General features: G+C 65.1%; 16 protein-coding genes, 3 tRNA genes and 1 pseudogene. 9 read left to right on the top strand and 11 right to left on the bottom strand.

Features of this window, described 5'->3' with window-relative positions; genetic code table 11:
* The first annotated feature begins 107 nt into the window (after positions 1-107).
* From recA to XaplCFBP3123_RS00160, 6 genes are all read left to right on the top strand, one after another.
* A complete protein-coding gene (gene recA, locus XaplCFBP3123_RS00190; RefSeq protein WP_104532297.1) occupies positions 108-1,142 on the top strand; it encodes a recombinase RecA in 1,035 nt (344 codons plus the stop codon).
* Positions 1,143-1,415: 273 nt separating this feature from the next.
* Positions 1,416-1,904, top strand: a complete 489-nt coding sequence (gene recX, locus XaplCFBP3123_RS00180; RefSeq protein WP_054591125.1) for a recombination regulator RecX — start codon at positions 1,416-1,418, stop codon at positions 1,902-1,904.
* Positions 1,905-2,005: 101 nt separating this feature from the next.
* Positions 2,006-4,654: an alanine--tRNA ligase gene (gene alaS, locus XaplCFBP3123_RS00175; RefSeq protein WP_104532295.1), complete on the top strand. Its 2,649-nt coding sequence runs from the start codon at positions 2,006-2,008 to the stop codon at positions 4,652-4,654.
* Between the two features lie 138 nt (positions 4,655-4,792).
* Positions 4,793-5,005: a carbon storage regulator CsrA gene (gene csrA / locus XaplCFBP3123_RS00170; protein WP_003481884.1), complete on the top strand. Its 213-nt coding sequence runs from the start codon at positions 4,793-4,795 to the stop codon at positions 5,003-5,005.
* Positions 5,006-5,088: 83 nt separating this feature from the next.
* Positions 5,089-5,181, top strand: a tRNA-Ser gene (locus XaplCFBP3123_RS00165).
* A gap of 238 nt (positions 5,182-5,419) precedes the next feature.
* A complete protein-coding gene (locus XaplCFBP3123_RS00160; protein WP_253254145.1) occupies positions 5,420-7,387 on the top strand; it encodes a methyl-accepting chemotaxis protein in 1,968 nt (655 codons plus the stop codon).
* A 205-nt stretch (positions 7,388-7,592) separates the two neighbouring features.
* Here XaplCFBP3123_RS00160 and XaplCFBP3123_RS00155 read toward each other — a convergent pair whose 3' ends face one another.
* Complete coding sequence (locus XaplCFBP3123_RS00155; protein ID WP_104532293.1) at positions 7,593-8,294, bottom strand: pirin family protein; 702 nt, start codon at positions 8,292-8,294, stop codon at positions 7,593-7,595.
* 137 nt (positions 8,295-8,431) lie between these two features.
* Between XaplCFBP3123_RS00155 and XaplCFBP3123_RS00150 the strand changes: the two genes are divergently transcribed.
* A complete protein-coding gene (locus tag XaplCFBP3123_RS00150; protein WP_104532292.1) occupies positions 8,432-9,376 on the top strand; it encodes a LysR substrate-binding domain-containing protein in 945 nt (314 codons plus the stop codon).
* 44 nt (positions 9,377-9,420) lie between these two features.
* On the top strand, positions 9,421-10,413 hold the full coding sequence (locus XaplCFBP3123_RS00145; protein WP_104532291.1) for a DedA family protein/thiosulfate sulfurtransferase GlpE: 993 nt from the start codon (positions 9,421-9,423) through the stop codon (positions 10,411-10,413).
* 146 nt (positions 10,414-10,559) lie between these two features.
* Here XaplCFBP3123_RS00145 and XaplCFBP3123_RS00140 read toward each other — a convergent pair.
* From XaplCFBP3123_RS00140 to XaplCFBP3123_RS00095, 10 genes and pseudogenes are all read right to left on the bottom strand, one after another.
* Positions 10,560-10,636: transfer RNA gene (locus XaplCFBP3123_RS00140), tRNA-Arg, on the bottom strand.
* 109 nt (positions 10,637-10,745) lie between these two features.
* Positions 10,746-10,822, bottom strand: a tRNA-Arg gene (locus XaplCFBP3123_RS00135).
* Positions 10,823-10,862: 40 nt separating this feature from the next.
* Positions 10,863-11,507 (bottom strand): annotated as a pseudogene (locus XaplCFBP3123_RS00130) (hypothetical protein).
* Positions 11,504-12,313: a bifunctional hydroxymethylpyrimidine kinase/phosphomethylpyrimidine kinase gene (thiD, locus tag XaplCFBP3123_RS00125; RefSeq protein ID WP_172453018.1), complete on the bottom strand. Its 810-nt coding sequence runs from the start codon at positions 12,311-12,313 to the stop codon at positions 11,504-11,506. The pseudogene XaplCFBP3123_RS00130 and the gene thiD overlap by 4 nt, the downstream one beginning before the upstream one ends.
* A gap of 37 nt (positions 12,314-12,350) precedes the next feature.
* Complete coding sequence (locus XaplCFBP3123_RS00120) at positions 12,351-13,022, bottom strand: YoaK family protein (RefSeq protein ID WP_104532289.1); 672 nt, start codon at positions 13,020-13,022, stop codon at positions 12,351-12,353.
* A gap of 6 nt (positions 13,023-13,028) precedes the next feature.
* On the bottom strand, positions 13,029-13,511 hold the full coding sequence (locus XaplCFBP3123_RS00115; RefSeq protein ID WP_104532288.1) for a hypothetical protein: 483 nt from the start codon (positions 13,509-13,511) through the stop codon (positions 13,029-13,031).
* Positions 13,511-14,908: a PhoH family protein gene (locus XaplCFBP3123_RS00110; RefSeq protein ID WP_104532287.1), complete on the bottom strand. Its 1,398-nt coding sequence runs from the start codon at positions 14,906-14,908 to the stop codon at positions 13,511-13,513. The genes XaplCFBP3123_RS00115 and XaplCFBP3123_RS00110 overlap by 1 nt, the downstream gene beginning before the upstream one ends.
* Before the next feature lie 82 nt (positions 14,909-14,990).
* Positions 14,991-15,473 (bottom strand): peroxiredoxin, encoded by a 483-nt coding sequence (locus XaplCFBP3123_RS00105; RefSeq protein ID WP_104532286.1) that lies wholly within the window; start codon positions 15,471-15,473, stop codon positions 14,991-14,993.
* A gap of 37 nt (positions 15,474-15,510) precedes the next feature.
* Complete coding sequence (locus XaplCFBP3123_RS00100; protein WP_104532285.1) at positions 15,511-15,861, bottom strand: ribonuclease E inhibitor RraB; 351 nt, start codon at positions 15,859-15,861, stop codon at positions 15,511-15,513.
* Positions 15,862-15,874: 13 nt separating this feature from the next.
* Positions 15,875-16,501: a glycine cleavage system protein R gene (locus XaplCFBP3123_RS00095; protein ID WP_002813792.1), complete on the bottom strand. Its 627-nt coding sequence runs from the start codon at positions 16,499-16,501 to the stop codon at positions 15,875-15,877.
* Positions 16,502-16,593: 92 nt separating this feature from the next.
* On the opposite strand from XaplCFBP3123_RS00095, the gene dapA reads away from it, so the two are divergent.
* Entirely contained in the window at positions 16,594-17,502 is a 909-nt protein-coding gene (gene dapA / locus XaplCFBP3123_RS00090; protein WP_104532284.1) for a 4-hydroxy-tetrahydrodipicolinate synthase, read from the top strand.
* The last annotated feature ends 5 nt before the right edge of the window (positions 17,503-17,507 follow it).

Below are 17,507 nucleotides of genomic sequence, written 5' to 3'. Positions count from 1 at the left end.
GCCATGGCCACCTCTCTAATCTGAGTGTGTCGCAGCCAGTCTCAGCCTGTGCGATACACCGCCGTTACATTAGCCCTACACCGAAATCACTGACAAGGATCACCCAGATGGATGAGAACAAGAAGCGCGCCCTTTCCGCCGCACTGAGCCAGATCGAAAAGCAATTCGGCAAGGGCTCGGTGATGCGCATGGGCGACCGTGTGATCGAGGCCGTCGAAGTCATTCCGACCGGCTCGCTGATGTTGGACATCGCACTGGGGATCGGCGGCCTGCCCAAGGGCCGCGTGGTCGAAATCTACGGTCCGGAATCGTCCGGCAAGACCACCCTGACCCTGCAGGCGATCGCCGAATGCCAGAAGAAGGGCGGCACCGCAGCCTTCATCGACGCCGAGCACGCCCTGGATCCGATCTATGCCGCCAAGTTGGGCGTCAATGTCGACGACCTGCTGCTGTCGCAGCCGGATACCGGCGAGCAGGCGCTGGAAATTGCCGACATGCTGGTGCGTTCCAGTTCGGTGGATATCGTGGTGGTCGACTCGGTCGCCGCGCTGACACCGAAGGCCGAAATCGAAGGCGAAATGGGCGACCAGCTGCCGGGTCTGCAGGCCCGTCTGATGAGTCAGGCGCTGCGCAAGCTGACCGGCAACATCAAGCGTTCCAACACGTTGGTGGTCTTCATCAACCAGCTGCGCCACAAGATCGGCGTGATGATGCCGGGCCAGAGTCCGGAGGTGACCACCGGCGGCAATGCGCTGAAGTTCTACGCTTCGGTCCGTCTGGATATCCGTCGTATCGGCGCGATCAAGAAGGGCGACGAAATCATTGGCAACCAGACCAAGATCAAGGTGGTCAAGAACAAGCTGGCGCCTCCGTTCAAGCAGGTCGTAACCGAAATCCTCTACGGCGAAGGCATTAGCCGCGAAGGTGAGCTGATCGACATGGGCGTGGAAGCCAAGTTGGTCGAGAAAGCCGGCGCCTGGTACAGCTACGGCGAAGAGCGCATCGGGCAGGGCAAGGACAATGCCCGCACCTATCTGCGCGACAACCCGCAGGTCGCGGCACGGCTGGAAGGCGAACTGCGCGAGAAGTTCCAGCCGGCCGAGGCACCGCGCGAAGCCGGCGACGACGTCGAGAAGGAATAACGGCAGCCCGCAGTGCGAGCTGAGCCGTGATCAGGCAGGTGCCGGCGGAAAGCGCGAACGGTGGATGTCCAAGGGGCTACCCCGTTCCGCTTTCCGGTCGCGTCCGCCTGATGGTAGAGCGGCTGTGCTGATGGCTGCAGCAGGTTTTCTATCGCGGGGACGGCGGAGTCAGTGCCGTCGCTTCCCGCGGTAGATCTATCGAAGGCCAGGAGGGCAGGCGCCACGGATGGCGCATTGATGCAGCATGTGATTTTGTTACTCGGGACACCCACGATGGACGAGCAACAGCCCGCGCCAAAGCGGGGACGCCGGTTCAAGGAACAGACCCCGGTCCAACGTGCACTGGGATTGCTGGTGCGGCGCGAGCATTCGCGCAAGGAATTGAACCGCAAGCTGCTGGCACGCGGTATCGAGCCGGACGCCGCACAGGCGGCCGTAGAGCGCCTGGCTGACGAGGGGTGGCAGGACGACACCCGGTTTGCGGCCTCGGTCGTGCGCAATCGTGCAGGCTCGGGCTACGGTCCGCTGCATATCCGCGCCGAGCTCGGGACCCATGGCCTGGACAGCGACGCCATCAGCGCCGCAATGGCGACATTTGAGGGCGACTGGACCGAAAACGCGCGCGATCTGATCCGCCGTCGCTTTGGCGAAGAGGGGCCGACCGATCTGCCGCAACGTCGCAAGGCCGCCGATCTGCTGGCCCGGCGTGGTTTTGATGGCAACAGCATTCGTAGCGCCACGCGCTTCGACCTTGAGGACTGAGGGCGTCTGGCCTGCTACCCTTCGTGGTTTCAGGTTGTCCCGCTCATCTGCGCCCACATCTCATTGGGTGACCGGGACTGCCGCCCGCCCAATGCCAGCACATGAACGCACCCGCCAAATTCAGCACTTCCCAGATCCGTAGTGACTTCCTCGCGTTTTTCGAGGGGAAAGGCCATACCATCGTGCCATCGGCGCCGCTGGTGCCAGGCAACGACCCGACCTTGCTGTTCACCAACTCCGGCATGGTCCAGTTCAAGGACGTCTTCCTCGGCGCGGAGAAGCGCAGCTACGTGCGCGCGGCCGACGTGCAGCGCTGCCTGCGTGCCGGCGGCAAGCACAACGATCTGGATTCGGTGGGCTACACCGCGCGCCATCACACCTTCTTCGAGATGCTGGGCAACTGGTCGTTCGGCGATTACTTCAAGAAGGACGCCATCAGCTGGGCCTGGGAGCTGCTGACCCAGGTCTGGAAGCTGCCGGCCGAGCGGCTGCTGGTCACCGTCTACCATACCGACGAAGAAGCCTTCGCGCTGTGGCGCGACATGATCGGCATTCCGGAAAGCCGCATCGTGCGCATCGGCGACAACAAGGGGGCGCCGTACGCGTCGGACAACTTCTGGCAGATGGCCGATACCGGCCCGTGCGGCCCGTGCACCGAGATCTTCTTCGACCATGGCGACCATATCGCCGGTGGTCCGCCCGGTTCGCCGGACGAGGATGGCGATCGCTTCATCGAGATCTGGAACCTGGTCTTCATGCAGTTCGATCGCCAGCCCGACGGCACCCTGGTGCCGTTGCCGGCGCCGTGCGTGGACACCGGCATGGGCCTGGAGCGTCTGGCTGCGATCCTGCAGCACGTGCATACCAACTACGAAATCGATCTGTTCCAGGCCTTGATCGGCAAGGCCAGCGCGCTGACCGGCGTCACCGATCTGGAGAACAAGTCGCTGCGGGTGATCGCCGATCACATCCGCGCCTGTTCGTTCCTGATCGTCGATGGTGTGCTGCCGTCCAACGAAGGCCGCGGTTATGTGCTGCGCCGGATCATCCGGCGTGCGCTGCGGCACGGCTGGATGCTGGGGGTACGCCAGCCGTTCTTCAGCAAGATGGTGCCGACCCTGGTCGAGCTGATGGGCGAGGCCTATCCCGAACTGGTGGTCGCGCGGGAGACCGTCGCGCGCGCACTGCTGGCCGAGGAAGAGCGTTTTGCCGAGACGCTGGACGCCGGCATGAAGATCTTCGACGACGTTGCCGCGCGCGCGCAGGAAGTGATTCCCGGCGCCGATGCCTTCCGCCTTTTCGATACCTACGGGTTCCCGGTCGATCTCACCTCCGACATCGCACGCGAGCGCGGCTTGCGCGTGGACATGGAGGGCTTCGAGTTCGCCATGGAGCGTCAGCGCGAGACCGCGCGTGCCGCCGGCAAGTTCGGTGGCGGCGTCGCATTGCCGGCCGATCTGGTCGCCACCATGTCGCCAACGGTATTTCTGGGCTACGAGGCTTACGATGCCGATGCGCTCAAGGTCGTTGCATTGCTCAAGCACGGCCGCCCGGTCGAGCGCGCGCAAGCCGGTGACGAGGTTATCGTGTTCACCGACCGCACGCCGTTCTACGCCGAGTCCGGTGGCCAGGTCGGCGATAGCGGCCAGCTGAGCGGTAGCGATGTCTCCATCGAGATCACCGACACCCAGAAGTTTGCCGGCCAGTTCCATGGCCATGTAGGGCGCATCACCGAAGGTGCGCTGGCATTGGGCGATGTGCTGGCAGGCGGCATCGACGTGCAGCGCCGCGGCAAGACCATCCTCAACCACTCGGCCACGCATCTGCTGCATGCGGCCCTGCGCGAGGTGCTGGGCACGCATGTGCAGCAGAAGGGCTCGCTGGTTGCACCGGACCGCTTGCGGTTCGACTTCTCGCACTTCCAGCCGATCACGTCCGAAGAGCTCGCCGTGATCGAACGCAAGGTCAATGCGGAGGTGCGCAACAATCACGGGGTGGAAGTGCACAACATGGCCATGCAGGAAGCGCTGGACTTCGGCGCGATGGCCTTGTTCGGCGAAAAGTACGGCGAGAACGTGCGCGTGCTGAAGATGGGCGGCTATTCCACCGAGCTCTGCGGTGGCACCCATGTCACCCGCACCGGCGACATCGGCTTGTTCAAGATCACCTCCGAGGGCGGTGTGTCTTCGGGTGTGCGTCGTATCGAGGCGGTGACCGGGCAGGGCGCGCTGGACCATGTCGCCGATGAGGAGCGACGTCTGCTCGAGGCGGCCAGCCTGCTCGGCGGCAATGCCACCGAGGTGGTCGACAAGGTTCGCGCGCTCAGCGAACGTCAGAAGCGGCTCGAGCGTGAGCTGGAGTCGCTCAAGGCCAAGCTGGCCTCCGGTGCGACTGCAGACCTGGGTTCCAGCGCTGTCGATGTGGCAGGCGTCAAGGTGGTCGCGGTGCGTCTGGAGGGCTTCGATGCCAAGGCGTTGCGCGATGCGATGGATCGTCTCAAGCAGCAGTTGGGCGACTCGGTCATCGTGTTGGCAGGCGCTGCTGGCGGCAAGGTTGCGCTTGTGGCCGGCGTGAACGGCAGCCCAACTGGCAAGGTGAAGGCGGGGGAACTCCTCAGCCATATCGCCAGTCAGATCGGGGGCAAGGGCGGCGGTCGTCCGGATCTCGCCCAGGGTGGTGGCGAGGATGGTCCCGCCCTTGCGACCGCGCTGGAAGGCGTGCCCTCCTGGGTCAAGCAACACTTGGGCTGAACACTTGTCCTGGTATGCCTTGCTGGTTGGCAGGGTGTCCCGCTACCATTTCTGGTCTATTCCCTTTACCTAGGGCGCGCCTCGTCAGTCGGCCGCCGATGCTGGTGGGAAATCCACCGGTTCCAGGAGATTTGCAAAATGTTGATCCTCACTCGCCGGGTAGGCGAAACCTTGATGATCGGCGACTCGGTCACTGTGACTGTGCTCGGCGTCAAGGGTAATCAGGTGCGTATCGGCATCACCGCACCCAAAGATGTTGCTGTACATCGCGAAGAAATCTATCAGCGGATCCAGCGTGGGGATGAGCCGGTCGCTTCCGGTGCGCATCACGGCGACGATTCTTCGAATTGATCGTCATAAAGGGTTTACGTTAGCCCCTCTTACCCGGTATTCTTCGCGGCCTGCAACGGACACCGCGGCAGGACGCAAAAACTGGAGCGATGCCCGAGCGGCTGAAGGGGCTCCCCTGCTAAGGGAGTATAGGGTCAAAAACTCTATCGAGGGTTCGAATCCCTCTCGCTCCGCCAGTGTTTTGGACGCCCGCAAATCCCTGATTTGCGGGCGTTTTCATTTGTACCGACAGATTGGTGACGGCATGCACTGACGTCACCAGCGCAACGTCGGCAGCCGCACCGGCGGCAGCGTCTGAATCGCCACAAACATGCGCTGCGCGCAGCGATTCAAGTAACCCGAGCATGAGTCGCTAAGGCTGTGACACATCTCTCGGATCTCAATGCGATGCGCCTAACGCCGCTGCTTGGACGCCTGTTTTCTTCCTGGAGCCGTGGGCTGCAGCACAAGGCCGATGCAGTGGACAGGGTGATGGCGGTGATCGAGTTCGATCTGGATGGCCGCATTCTGCATGCCAACCAGAACTTCCTGTCCCTGATGGGCTATCGGCTGGACGAAGTCGTCGGTCAGCACCACCGCATGTTCGTGACCTCCAGCGATCGCGACAGCGAAAGCTATCGACAGTTCTGGCAGGCGCTGCGTCGCGGCGACTTCAACGCCGGGCGGTTCTGCCGGCTGGACAAGAACGGGTGCGAAGTGTGGATCAACGCCTCGTACAACCCGTTGCTGGATCGCGCGGGCAAGGCCTACCGGGTGGTCAAGTACGCCACCGACATCACTGCGCAGGTGCGTCAGACCGCCGATTTCGAAGGCCGCATCGATGCGATCGACAAGGTCATGGCGGTCATCGAGTTTTCGCTGGACGGCACGGTGCTCGATGCCAACGAGAATTTCCTTGCGGTCATGGGTTACAGGCTCGATGAGATCCGCGGCAAGCACCACGGCATGTTTGTGGATGCGCAAACGCGTCAGTCGGCGGCCTATTGCGCGTTCTGGGACAAGCTCGGTCGCGGCGCGTTCGACGCGGGGCGCTACAAGCGCATCGGCAAGGACGGCGGCGAGGTATGGATCCAGGCGTCCTACAACCCGGTGCTCGACGCGCACGGGCGCCCCTACAAGGTGGTCAAGTACGCCACCGACGTGACGCGTCAGGTGGTCGATTCGGCCGATGCCGACGGACGCATCCAGGCCATCGACAAGGTCATGGGCGTGATCGAATTCGATCTGGAAGGGCGCGTGTTGAGTGCCAACGACAATTTCCTGGCTATTTTGGGGTACGCCGCCGAGGAGGCGATCGGCCAGCATCACCGCATCTTCGTGGATGCAAGCTACGGCGCCTCCGAAGACTATCGGCATTTCTGGGCAAAGTTGGCGCGTGGGCAGTTCGATGCGGGCCGCTACGGTCGGCTGCACAAGGATGGGAGTCCGGTGTGGATCCAGGCGTCCTACAACCCGATCCTGGATGTGTCCGGGCGCCCGTACAAGGTGGTCAAGTACGCCACCGATGTCACCGATCAGGTGCACTCGGCCGAGCGCATGCGCCAATTGATGCAGCAGACCACGAGCATCGCGCAGAACGTGCAGCGCGAGGCGCACCATATTTCGGTCAGCAATCAGGAACTGGTGAGCCGGTCGTCTACGCAGTCGGCAGCCGTGGCGCAGACCTCGACCACCATCGACCAGCTGGCAGAAACCGTACGCACCAATTCCGACAGCGCCGGTTCTGCGCAGCGCATGGCCGAGGCCTCGGCCGATGTTGCGCGACGCGGCGCCACCGTCATCGCCGACATGGTCAAGACCACGGCCGGCATTCGCTCGGCCACCGATCGTATCGGCCAGATCATCGAGGTGATCGACGGCATCGCGTTCCAGACCAATATCCTGGCCTTGAATGCAGCCGTGGAAGCGGCACGCGCTGGCGAGCAGGGGCGTGGATTTGCCGTGGTGGCGACCGAGGTGCGTAGCCTGGCGCAGCGCTGCAGTGTCTCGGCGAAGGAAATTCGTGGTTTGATCGACGATGCGACCGACCAGGTGGGCGATGGTTCGCGCCTGGCCGAGCAGGCCGGGGTAGTGATGCAGGACATGGTCAGCTCGGTGCTGCGCGTCACCGCAACCGTGGAGCAGATTGCCGCTGCCAGTCAGGAGCAGGCTAGGGATATTTCCACCGCCAACACCGCGCTGCAATCGATCGGTGTGCAGGCGCGCGATCAGGCGCAGATGGTCGACGATCTGGCGCGTTCGGCGCGTGTGCTGGAAGCCGATGCCGATGCGCTGTTTGTCTTGGTCAATGGCGATGGCGATGGCGTCACAAGGGCGGCTGCTGTGCGCAGCGGGACTTCGAGCGAACCGCTTGCCAGGCTTGCCAAGCCGCAGGCTGCGTGACCCCGTGCAGTGATGCAGCGCTGCGCGGCAGTATCGACGCGCTTGCGTCATGCGTGGCAGCGTCATCGCAGGTGCCCTGCCATCAGCTTTGCTTGAGCAGAAAGACGAAAGAGCGCGCCGGAAGCGTGCTGTCTGATGTGGGCGAATCTCCAGCGCGCAGCGTACCGAGTTGTCTGCGGCACGCTGCACGCTGAGCTGGCGCCGCTTATTTCGGCAGATCGAACACCAGGACCTCCGCATCGCGTGCATCGTCCAACACGATCTCGGGCTCGCCGGTGATCTGCAGCGCATCGCCGGCCGACAGCGCCTGGCCATTGACGCTCAGGCTGCCGCGCGCCACCTGCACGTAGCCGATGCGGCCTTCGGCCAGCGGCTGCTGCAGACGCACTTCGCCATCGAGGATCGAGGCATACAGGCGCGCATCCTGGTGCAGGCGCAGCGAGCCGTGCTCGCCGCCGGGCGAGGCGATCAGGCGCAGCTGGTTGCGCTTGCTGTCGGCATCGAAATGCTTTTCTTCGTAGCTGGGTTCGATGCCGTTGCGCTCGGGCATCACCCAGATCTGCAGGAAGTGCACCGGCTCGCTGGCGGAATGATTGAACTCGCTGTGGGTGACGCCGCTGCCGGCGCTCATGCGCTGCACATCGCCGTAGTGCAGTACCGAGCCGGTGCCCATGCTGTCCTTGTGCTCCAGGGCGCCGCCCAGGACGTAGGAAATGATCTCCATGTCACGGTGGGCGTGGGTGCCGAAGCCTTCGCCCGGGGTCACCTTGTCTTCGTTGATCACCCGCAGCGGGCCGATGCCCATGTGGCGCGGGTCGTGGTAACTGGCGAAGGAGAAGGTATGGCGCGAGGACAGCCAGCCATGTTCGGCGCGGCCACGGGTTTCGCTCTTGCGGACATTCAACATGCTGCCTCTCCTTGAAAGGTTGGAGTGTCGCCAGGGAGGAGGAATCGGTGTCCCAGCGGCTTGATGCATAGTCTGGGCCTCCGCGTCGGCGGCAAAAAGCGAGTAGATTTGGCTGCTAACATCGAAAAAATCGAACAATGAAAATCAGCCTGGAAGCGCTGCAGATCCTGGATGCGATCGACCGCCGGGGTTCGTTCACGGCTGCTGCCAAGGTGTTGTTCAAGGTACCGTCGACGATTTCCTACACGGTCTCCAAGCTGGAGGATGATCTGGGCGTGCAGCTGTTCGAGCGGCTCGGCCCGAAGGCCACTCCGACGCAGGCCGGGCGTGAGTTGCTGCGCGAAGGGCGACACCTGTTGCGGGCGGCGCAGGAGTTGGAGGTGCGGGTGCGGCGGGTGGCGTCGGGCTGGGAGTCGGACTTTGCGATCGGGCTGGATGCGATCCTGCCGGTCGCCTTGCTGCAGGCGCAGATCCTGGACTTCTACACGGTGGCCGACAGCACGCGCCTGCGCGTGTTGAGCGAGTCCTTGTCAGGCAGCTGGGAGGCGCTGCTGGATCGGCGCGTGGATCTGATCGTTGCGGCGGGCGAGGGGCCGAGCGGTGGCGGCTATGTCGCCGAGGCGATCGGCACGCTGCGCTTCGTGTTCGCGGTGGCTCCCACGCATCCGCTGGCGGGCGCCGGTACGCTGGGCGCGGCGGAGCTGGCCGAACACCGTGCGATCGCGGTGGCGGATTCGGCGCGGCATCTGCTGCCACGCACGGTCGGCCTGCTGTCCTCGCGCGATGTGCTCACCGTGCCGGACATGCAAACCAAGCTGCAGCTGCAGCTGGCCGGTGCCGGCTACGGCTTCCTGCCCGAGCCGTATGCGCGCGGCGCGCTGCGGGACGGCCGGCTGTGCGAGCTGCAGGTGGGAACCCGCAAGCCCGACGAAACCTTCTACCTGGCCTGGCGGCCGGGTGAGGAGGGCGAGGCGCTGGGCTGGTGGCGGCGCGCACTGCGCAGCGATGGGCTGTTCGATGGCTGGTTGCAGTCGCTTGCCGAAACGTATCGTTCCGTCGCCGCCGGGCAGTCGCGCGCGTGAGGAAGGGCGGATAATGGGCCTTCGCCGTCGCGCAGGGTCGCCGCATGCAAGGCTTGATCGAACAGTACGGATTGGCGCTGGTATTTGCCAACGTGCTGGCGTTGTCGCTGGGCCTGCCGGTGCCGGCGCTGCCGACCCTGGTGCTGGTCGGTGCCGGCTACGCGCTGCAGGGCGGGAGCGATGCCTGGCTGGCCGGATTGACGGCGTTGGCAGTGTCGGTACTGGCGAGTCTGCTTGGCGACCTGGCCTGGTATCTGGCCGGTCGCCGTTTCGGCAATCGCACCCTGCAGTCGCTGTGCCGGCTGTCGCTGTCGCGCGATACCTGCATGAAAAAGACCGAGCGATTCTTCTCGCGCTGGGGTGTGCGGGTATTGGCGGTGGCCAAATTCGTGCCCGGTCTGTCGATGGTCTCGGTGCCGATGGCCGGTGCGATGCGGGTGCACCCGGCGGCGTTCCTGCGCTACGACGCCCTGGGTGCGTCGCTGTGGGCGTTCGTCGGCCTGAGCCTGGGCGCGCTGTTCGCGCGTCAGGTGCAGGACGTGCTCGCGTTGCTGTCCGACCTGGGTTCCGGTGCGGTTGTCGTGCTGGCCGTGTCGCTGGCCTGCTACGTCGGCTGGCGTTGGCGGCGGCGACATACCTTGCTGCGTTCGCTGGAGCACGCGCGTATCGCAGTGGAGGAGCTGGTGCCGCTGCTCGATGGCGACGAAGCGCTGCGGCCGACGGTGCTGGATATCCGTGCGCCGGGCCATCGCGGTCTGCAGCCGTACACGATTCCCGGCGCGGTGTTTGCCGATGAGCGTCAGCTCGCACAGATTCTGGCCAGCGTGCCGCGCGATCGCAGCGTGGTGATCTACTGCGCGTGTCCGGACGAGGTGTCGGCGGCATGGCTGGCCGGTCGGATGCGCGAGCGCGGATATCGCGACGTGCGGCCGTTGCTGGGTGGGCTGGATGCGTGGCGCGACGCCGGGCAGCCGGTGGCTTCGCTGCTGCCGGTTGTGGTGGTGGCCGGGTCCGATGCGCTGGGTGCGATGGCCTGACAGCAGTGACGCGGGGTGTTGCGGCGCGCATGCTGGCCTTTTGCGCGCCTTGCTTCGTGTTCGCTGCGTCGTAACGTCACAGCCGCCATCCGCACTCAAACGACAGGCAAAAAAAAGACCAGCAAGCTGGTCGTTTTCTTCAAGATTGGTGCGCCCGGAGAGATTCGAACTCCCGACCGCCTGGTTCGTAGCCAGGTACTCTATCCAACTGAGCTACGGGCGCATTATCTTGTTTTGACTTGCGTTTCCACTTGCAGATCCATCGCAGTACGATCAGACCCTTGTAACTAAAAAGACAGCGGTCGAAGGCTGTCTCTTGATTGTTCTGAAGATGGTGCGCCCGGAGAGATTCGAACTCCCGACCGCCTGGTTCGTAGCCAGGTACTCTATCCAACTGAGCTACGGGCGCGTCGTCAGGAGCGGAATTATGCGGATGCCCGGAGTCCTCGTCAATCCCTTTGTGACATTCGATTGTCGCTACCCTCATCGCCAAGACGCCGACGCAGCGCAGCGGCCACGGCAACAGGTGTCTTCATCCATGCGAAGTGATCGCTGCGCGCACCCAGTTGCGCATCGTAAGGCCATGAGCTTGGTGCGTGTCTGTGGCATTTTCTGCAGCAAGGCCCGCAGAGCGCCGGGCGGGCCGAAGCGGTCGCGTGCGGAGGTCACCGCTCTGACCGGCACATCGAGTTGGCCCAGCGCCTGCTCAAGATCCCACGCCGTTCCCGCCGCACGATAGCGATTGCTGCGACCGACCTGCGCCCAATCGGCGATCAGGCTGCGCGCCTCGGTTCCGCCGAAACCGAGCGTTCGCCCGTGCAGTACGCCTTGCGTACGTGCCAGCCATGGCGGCGGTCGGAAAATCAGCGACAGGCCATGGCGCGTCGGCTGCCATTGCCGCGCCATTCGTGCAGGTACACCGCAATCCCGGTGCAGGCCAGGGCGTGCGCAAACGGCTGGTGGTGTCGCGCGGCAACGCCCAGTGCCGGCAGCCACAGCAAGCTGGGGATCGGCCGCGCCGGTGCGTGGCGCAGCACTTGCCAGGCATGTCCATCCGCGGCGGTGACGGCGAGCGTGCCGACGTGCACGCTCACGGGTTGGGCGCGGCGCCGAAATGGTCCAGGACCAGCACCTCGCCGTGACCGGGGCTGTGGCCGAGGCGGATGGCGCGCGCGACGTAGTCGATGGCCGCTTCGCAGGCATTGAGCAGGGACAGGCCCTGGCACAGCTGCGCGGCAATGGCCGCCGACAGGCTGCAGCCGGTGCCGTGCGCATCGACCTGCAGGCGCGGATGCATGAACACGTCCTGGGTGACGCCGTCATCGAAGCGGTCGATCACCCGCGTGCCCTCGTGCAGGTGACCGCCCTTGAGCAGCACCGCGTTGGCGCCGATGTCGAGCAGGGCGGCGGTGGCGTGCTCGGCGGCGTCGGCATCGTCGATGCGGCGGCCGGTCAGCAGTTCGGCTTCGGGGGTATTCGGTGTGATCAGCGTGGCCAGCGGCAGCAGGCGTGTGCGCAGCGCCTCCAGCGCCGCGTCTTCGAGCAGGCGGGCGCCACTGGTGGAGACCATCACCGGGTCGAGCACCACGAAGGGCGGGCGATGGGTTTCGAGCAGATCGGCCACGCAATGGATGACCTCGGCATTGGCGAGCATGCCAAGCTTGACCGCCTGAATCTCGAAATCGGCAAAGCAGGTATCGATCTGCGCCTGCAAAAACGCGATCGGCGGGAGATGCACGGCAGTGACGGCGCGGGTGTTCTGCGCGGTCAACGCTGCGATGGCCGACAGGCCGTGCACGCGGTGCGCGGCGAAGGTCTTGAGGTCGGCCTGGATGCCGGCACCACCGCCGGAATCGGAGCCGGCGATGGTCAGGGCGGACAGCGTGCTGGACGTGGTCATGAGGGGATTCTGCACTGCCGCCTGGCGGAAGTGCGGATCATTGCGTACGCCAGCGACGCCATTGCAGGTAGGCAATGTAGCCGGCACCGGTCAATCCGGTGAGTCCGGCTGGCAGGTAGAGCGCGTCGTAGTGCCAGCGCTGGAACAGCCAGGTGCCAAGCACGCTGCCGCCGAGAAAGCCACTGATGATCAACCCGCTCAGCGTGAGCCGGCGCACCTGCAGCGGGCGCCCGCGCAGCAGGTGCCCCAGGCCGATGCCCAGGTCGGTGAACATGCCGCTCAGATGCGTGGTGCGGACCGCGGCGCCACTGAGGGTGGTGGCCATGGCGTTCTGCAGGCCGCAGGCGCCTGCGGCGACCAGCGCGCCGCCGACATGATGCAGCTTGAACAGCGGAATCGCGGCCAGCAACAGCAGCGCTTCGAGCAGCAGCGCCGCGCCGTAGCGCTGTCCGAGCCGCAAGACATCGTCCTGGATGATCAGGCCGCTGAGCATGGCGCCTGCGCAGAAGGCGATCAGGATGCCCCAGAGGAAACCGATCTCCGGCGCGGCGTCCTGCACCAGGGCAACGCCGAGCAGGCTGGTGGTGCCGGTGAGGTGGCTGACCACCTGATGCTCGGAGCCCAGGTAGCCGACCACGTTGACCATGCCGGCCACGCCCGACAACGCCACCGCGCCGATCCAGACCCAGCGCGGCAGCAGCAGGCCCATCGCGGGTCAGGGCGTGCCGTTGACGGCGATCTGCGAAAACGCGCCGGTTTGCGGGTCGTACAGCGCACCCCAGAAGGCACCGCCGCCGTCGCACACCCGGATCGCTTCCCTGGCCGGTGTCACTGGCGGGTCGTTCGGCAGCCTGAAGGCGTTGATGTAGATCAGCTGCTGGCCCTGGATCACCACGCCCACGTACTGGCGGTCGAAATCGCGCGGCTCGGGGATGGTCGGCGTCAAGGCATCCTGCCTGGATTCGAGCTGTTCGATCTGCTGCTGGCTCGGTGTCCAGTAGCCGGTGATCTGGCCAGGATGACGCGCCGGGCTGTCGCGCGAGCAGGTGTCCAGCACCTGCTCGGCAATGCCCTGGCGGGTGATGACCCAGGACTGCCCGCTCTTGAGGTTGGTCGGCACGCTGGCGGGCGGCGGCGCGGTCGCGCAGCCGGCCAGTGCCATGACGGCGAGCGCCGCCGCGCCGCGAAGCAGGTGCATCACAGCACCTCCGAGGCGAAGTCGGCCAGGCGCGAACGCTCGCCGCGACGCAGCGTGATATGCGCGCTGTGCGGCCAGGCCTTGAAGCGATCCACCGCATAGGTCAGGCCCGAGGTGGTTTCGGTGAGGTAAGGCGTATCGATCTGTTCGACATTGCCCAGGCACACGATCTTGGTGCCGGGGCCGGCGCGGGTGATCAGCGTCTTCATCTGTTTGGGGGTGAGGTTCTGCGCTTCGTCCAGGATCAGATAGCGCGACAGGAAGGTGCGCCCGCGCATGAAGTTCATCGAGCGGATCTTGATGCGGCTGGCGAGCAGGTCGTTGGTGGCCGCGCGGCCCCACGAGCCGCCTTCCTGGTTGTGGGTGAGCACTTCCAGGTTGTCGGTCAGCGCGCCCATCCACGGGGTCATCTTTTCTTCCTCGGTGCCGGGCAGGAAGCCGATGTCTTCGCCGACGCTGACGGTGGCGCGGGTCATGATGATTTCGCGGTAACGCTGCTGATCCATCGTCTGCGCCAGGCCGGCGGCCAGGGCGAGCAGGGTCTTGCCGGTACCGGCGGTGCCGAGCAGGGTGACGAAATCGATCTCCGGATCCATCAACGCATTGAGCGCGAAGTTCTGCTCGCGGTTGCGCGCCACGATGCCCCACACTGCGTGCTGGCCGCTGCGGAAATCGTCGACCAGGCATAGCGTGGCCTTGCCGCCGCCGACCTTGGCCACGCGCAGTTCCACTTCGTCCTCGCCCGGCAGATACAGGTACTGGTTCGGATACCAGTCCTCGTCGTCGGCCAGCACGATCTCGTAATGGGTGCGGCCACGCTCGTTCCAGCTGCGCAGGTCCTGGTTGTGCTTTTCCCAGAAGTTTTCCGGCAGCTCGATGGCGCCGGTGAACAGCAGGCTGAAATCGTCCAGCGCGCGATCGTTCTGGTAGTCCTCGGCATTCAGGCCGCTGATGTAGGCCTTGATGCGCAGGTTGATGTCCTTGGACACCAGGATGACCGGCACATCCGGATGTTCTTCGCACAGCGCCAGCACCGATGCCAGGATCTTGTTGTCCGGGATCATCGCGCCGAAGGTGCGGCCCGGGTCGATCGGATGGATCTGGAAATACAGCCGGCCGATCGCGGCCTGGCCCTTGAGCTGGATGCCCTGCGGATGGCTGAGCAGGATGCCGGCCTGGATCTGCTCGGCGTTGGTGTTCTCCAGCAGTTCGTCCAAGAAGCGGCTGACCTGGCGCGCGTTCCGGCTGACTTCGGACGTGCCCTTCTTGGCGTTGTCGAGTTCCTCGATCACCTGCATCGGCAGGAACACGTCGTGTTCCTCGAATTTGAACAGCGCGGTGGGATCGTGCATCAGCACGTTGGTGTCCAGCACGTAGATGCGCTTGCCTCGGGTCATTGGGTCTTCCAAGTGATGGAGCAGGGGCGAGCCATCACGCCTGCAGGGCAGGGTGATGGAGGACACGGGAAACCAGGGGGCGTCACTGTCTGGCGTGCGCCTTCAACGCGGCCAGCACGGCATCGGCGTGGCCGGCGACCTTGACCTTGCGCCAGGCCTGCACCACCACCCCCTCGGGCGACAGCAAAAAGGTGCTGCGCTCGATACCGAGCACCTGCTTGCCGTACATGTTCTTTTCCTTGATGACGTCGAAGGCGCGGCACAATGCCTCGTCGCCATCGCTGACCAGCGGGAAGGTAAATCCCTGCTTGGCGCAGAAATTGTCGTGCGACTTCACCGAGTCGCGCGAGACGCCCAGCACGACCGCGCCGGCCTGCGTGAACTGCGGCAGCAGCGCGTTGAAATCCAGGCCTTCGGTGGTGCAGCCGGGCGTGCTGTCCTTCGGGTAGAAGTACAGCACCACCCACTTGCCGGCGTAGCCGCGCAGCATGGTCTGGGTGCCGCCGGACAGTGACAGTGGCAGGTCGAAGCTTGCAGCGGGGAGTTCGAATACAGCGTCGGTCATTGTTGCTCAGCCCTAAGTGGAGGGGCGTACGGCGCGGTCATGCCGGGCCGACGTCCATCCCATCATAAGCAGCCACGTGGAAACGTTTGGCAAGCGCATCGAACTGCGCATTGCGCTGATTCAGCGACTCGATGGTGTGCCGTTCCAGCTTGTCCACGTGCAGGAAATACGACTCCTCGTCGTCGCCATCGTCTTCGTCGCGTTCGCCGAGGAAGATGTCGATGACGCGATAGCCGTCCTGGGTCAGTTGCTCGGCGAGGTGTTGCAGCGGTTGCTGCGCCGGGTCGGCGAAGAAATATTCCCAGCGCAACGGCCCGTCGAGATTCCAGTCGGTCTCCGAGCGGATGTGCTCGAACATCTGTTTCAGTGCGGAAAGGGCAATGGCCATCGGTGCGTCTGCCTCAGAACTTCATCGGGTCCATGATCGCGTCGAGATTGAGGTGATCACAGAATTCCAGGAAATCATCGCGCAGTGCGGCGATGTGCATGTTGGCCGGCACGCCGATCGTCACCTGCGCGGAGAACATCTCCGCGCCGGTCTGCATGGCGCGGTAGCGCGTGCTCTGCAGGTTCTCGATGGTGATGCCCTGGCGGTCGAAGAAATCGGCCAGCTGGAACAGGATGCCCGGCTTGTCGGCGGCGATGACTTCGACGATGTAGGGCAGCAGGTTGGACTGGGTCTGCTTGGGGCCGGTGCGGTACCACACCAGCTTCAGGCCTTCTTCGCGCTCGAGCCGGGTCAGCATGGCCTCCAGCTTGGCGACCGAGTCCCAGGAGCCGGTGGCCAGGGCGGTGACCGAGACATCGCGTCCCACTGTGGCCAGGCGGGCGTCCACGAGATTGCAGCCGCTGTCGGCGATGCGGCGGGTGACGGGCAACAGGGGAGACTCCGGATGCGTCGTGTAGGCGTTGATCAGGAGGTGGTTTTCGGTCGGCGAGGGCCGGGGAGTCGAGTCGGTCAAAGGGGCTTCCGGCATTGCATCAGGCTGAATGGCCGCCCGGGCAGGCGCCCTGGCGGTGACCAGCATACTTGCCCGTGGTTTCGCGCCGCAAGTAACATGCAGGCGGCCACAACCCGCGTGCGCGCGGGCCTTTCCTGTCACGTAAGAGCAGCAGAATCTTGTCCCTTTCCGGCATCATCACCGCGCTGGCGACCCCTTTCGGTCCGGACGGCGCACTCGACCTGGATGCCTGGCGGCGGTTGCTGGAACAGCAACTGCACGGCGGCGTGCAGGGAATCGTCGTCGCCGGTTCCACCGGCGAGGCCGCCGCGTTGAGCGACGAGGAGTACGACACCTTGTTGCGTGCCGCCATTGCGCAGGTGGCCGGCCGCGTGCCGGTGCTGGCCGGCACCGGCCTGTCGGGCACCGCCAAGACCATCGCGCAGACGCGCCGCGCCGCTGCGCTGGGTGCGCAGTACGCGCTGGTGGTGACGCCGCCGTACGTGCGTCCGACCCAGGCCGGCCTGCAGGCGCATTTCCTGGCGGTTGCCGACAACGGCGGCTTGCCGGTGGTGCTGTACAACGTGCCAGGCCGCACCGGATGCGATCTGTTGCCGGAGACGGTTGCCGCGCTGGTCGGGCATCCGAACATCGTCGGCATCAAGGAAGCGCGCAGCGAGCCGGAGCGCGTGGCCGCGCTGGTGGCGCTGCGCAGCGAGTCCTTCGTGGTGCTCAGCGGTGATGACGGCAGCGCCGCGCAGGCGATGCTGTCCGGTGCCGACGGGTTGGTTTCGGTGGCGTCCAACGCCTTGCCGTCGGCCTATCGGCGCCTGTGCGACCTGGCCCGCGACGGCCAGCGCGAGGCGGCCACCACGTGGGACGCACGCCTGAGCGAGTACCACAGTTTCTGCGGCATCGAATCCAATCCCATCCCGGTCAAGGCGCTGCTGCAGCGCGCCGGGATCGGGCACGGCCTGCGTTTGCCGTTACTGCCCCTTTCTGCGGCGCACCAGCCTGCCGCCGACCGCCTTGCCGCCGACGCTGTTGCGTTGGAAGCGCTTTCCAGCCGCGAAATGCTCGCGGCCTGACCCAG

It is taken from the genome of Xanthomonas arboricola pv. populi, assembly GCF_002939945.1.
In the GTDB taxonomy this organism is placed as follows: domain Bacteria; phylum Pseudomonadota; class Gammaproteobacteria; order Xanthomonadales; family Xanthomonadaceae; genus Xanthomonas; species Xanthomonas arboricola_A.
The sequence above is the reverse complement of the archived record's forward strand: the minus strand, read 5'-3'. Positions and strand labels throughout refer to the sequence as shown.

Bases quoted from the DNA above. Each gene is read 5' to 3' on its own strand.
- XaplCFBP3123_RS00095 (WP_002813792.1), bottom strand. From the start codon at position 16,501: ATGCTGGTCACCGCCAGGGCGCCTGCCCGGGCGGCCATTCAGCCTGAT.
- recX (WP_054591125.1), top strand. From the start codon at position 1,416: ATGGACGAGCAACAGCCCGCGCCAAAGCGGGGACGCCGGTTCAAGGAA.
- XaplCFBP3123_RS00105 (WP_104532286.1), bottom strand. From the start codon at position 15,473: ATGACCGACGCTGTATTCGAACTCCCCGCTGCAAGCTTCGACCTGCCA.
- XaplCFBP3123_RS00120 (WP_104532289.1), bottom strand. From the start codon at position 13,022: ATGGGCCTGCTGCTGCCGCGCTGGGTCTGGATCGGCGCGGTGGCGTTG.
- XaplCFBP3123_RS00115 (WP_104532288.1), bottom strand. From the start codon at position 13,511: ATGCACCTGCTTCGCGGCGCGGCGGCGCTCGCCGTCATGGCACTGGCC.
- XaplCFBP3123_RS00145 (WP_104532291.1), top strand. From the start codon at position 9,421: ATGCAAGGCTTGATCGAACAGTACGGATTGGCGCTGGTATTTGCCAAC.
- recA (WP_104532297.1), top strand. From the start codon at position 108: ATGGATGAGAACAAGAAGCGCGCCCTTTCCGCCGCACTGAGCCAGATC.
- thiD (WP_172453018.1), bottom strand. From the start codon at position 12,313: ATGACCACGTCCAGCACGCTGTCCGCCCTGACCATCGCCGGCTCCGAT.
- XaplCFBP3123_RS00155 (WP_104532293.1), bottom strand. From the start codon at position 8,294: ATGTTGAATGTCCGCAAGAGCGAAACCCGTGGCCGCGCCGAACATGGC.
- XaplCFBP3123_RS00150 (WP_104532292.1), top strand. From the start codon at position 8,432: ATGAAAATCAGCCTGGAAGCGCTGCAGATCCTGGATGCGATCGACCGC.
- alaS (WP_104532295.1), top strand. From the start codon at position 2,006: ATGAACGCACCCGCCAAATTCAGCACTTCCCAGATCCGTAGTGACTTC.
- XaplCFBP3123_RS00110 (WP_104532287.1), bottom strand. From the start codon at position 14,908: ATGACCCGAGGCAAGCGCATCTACGTGCTGGACACCAACGTGCTGATG.
- XaplCFBP3123_RS00100 (WP_104532285.1), bottom strand. From the start codon at position 15,861: ATGGCCATTGCCCTTTCCGCACTGAAACAGATGTTCGAGCACATCCGC.
- csrA (WP_003481884.1), top strand. From the start codon at position 4,793: ATGTTGATCCTCACTCGCCGGGTAGGCGAAACCTTGATGATCGGCGAC.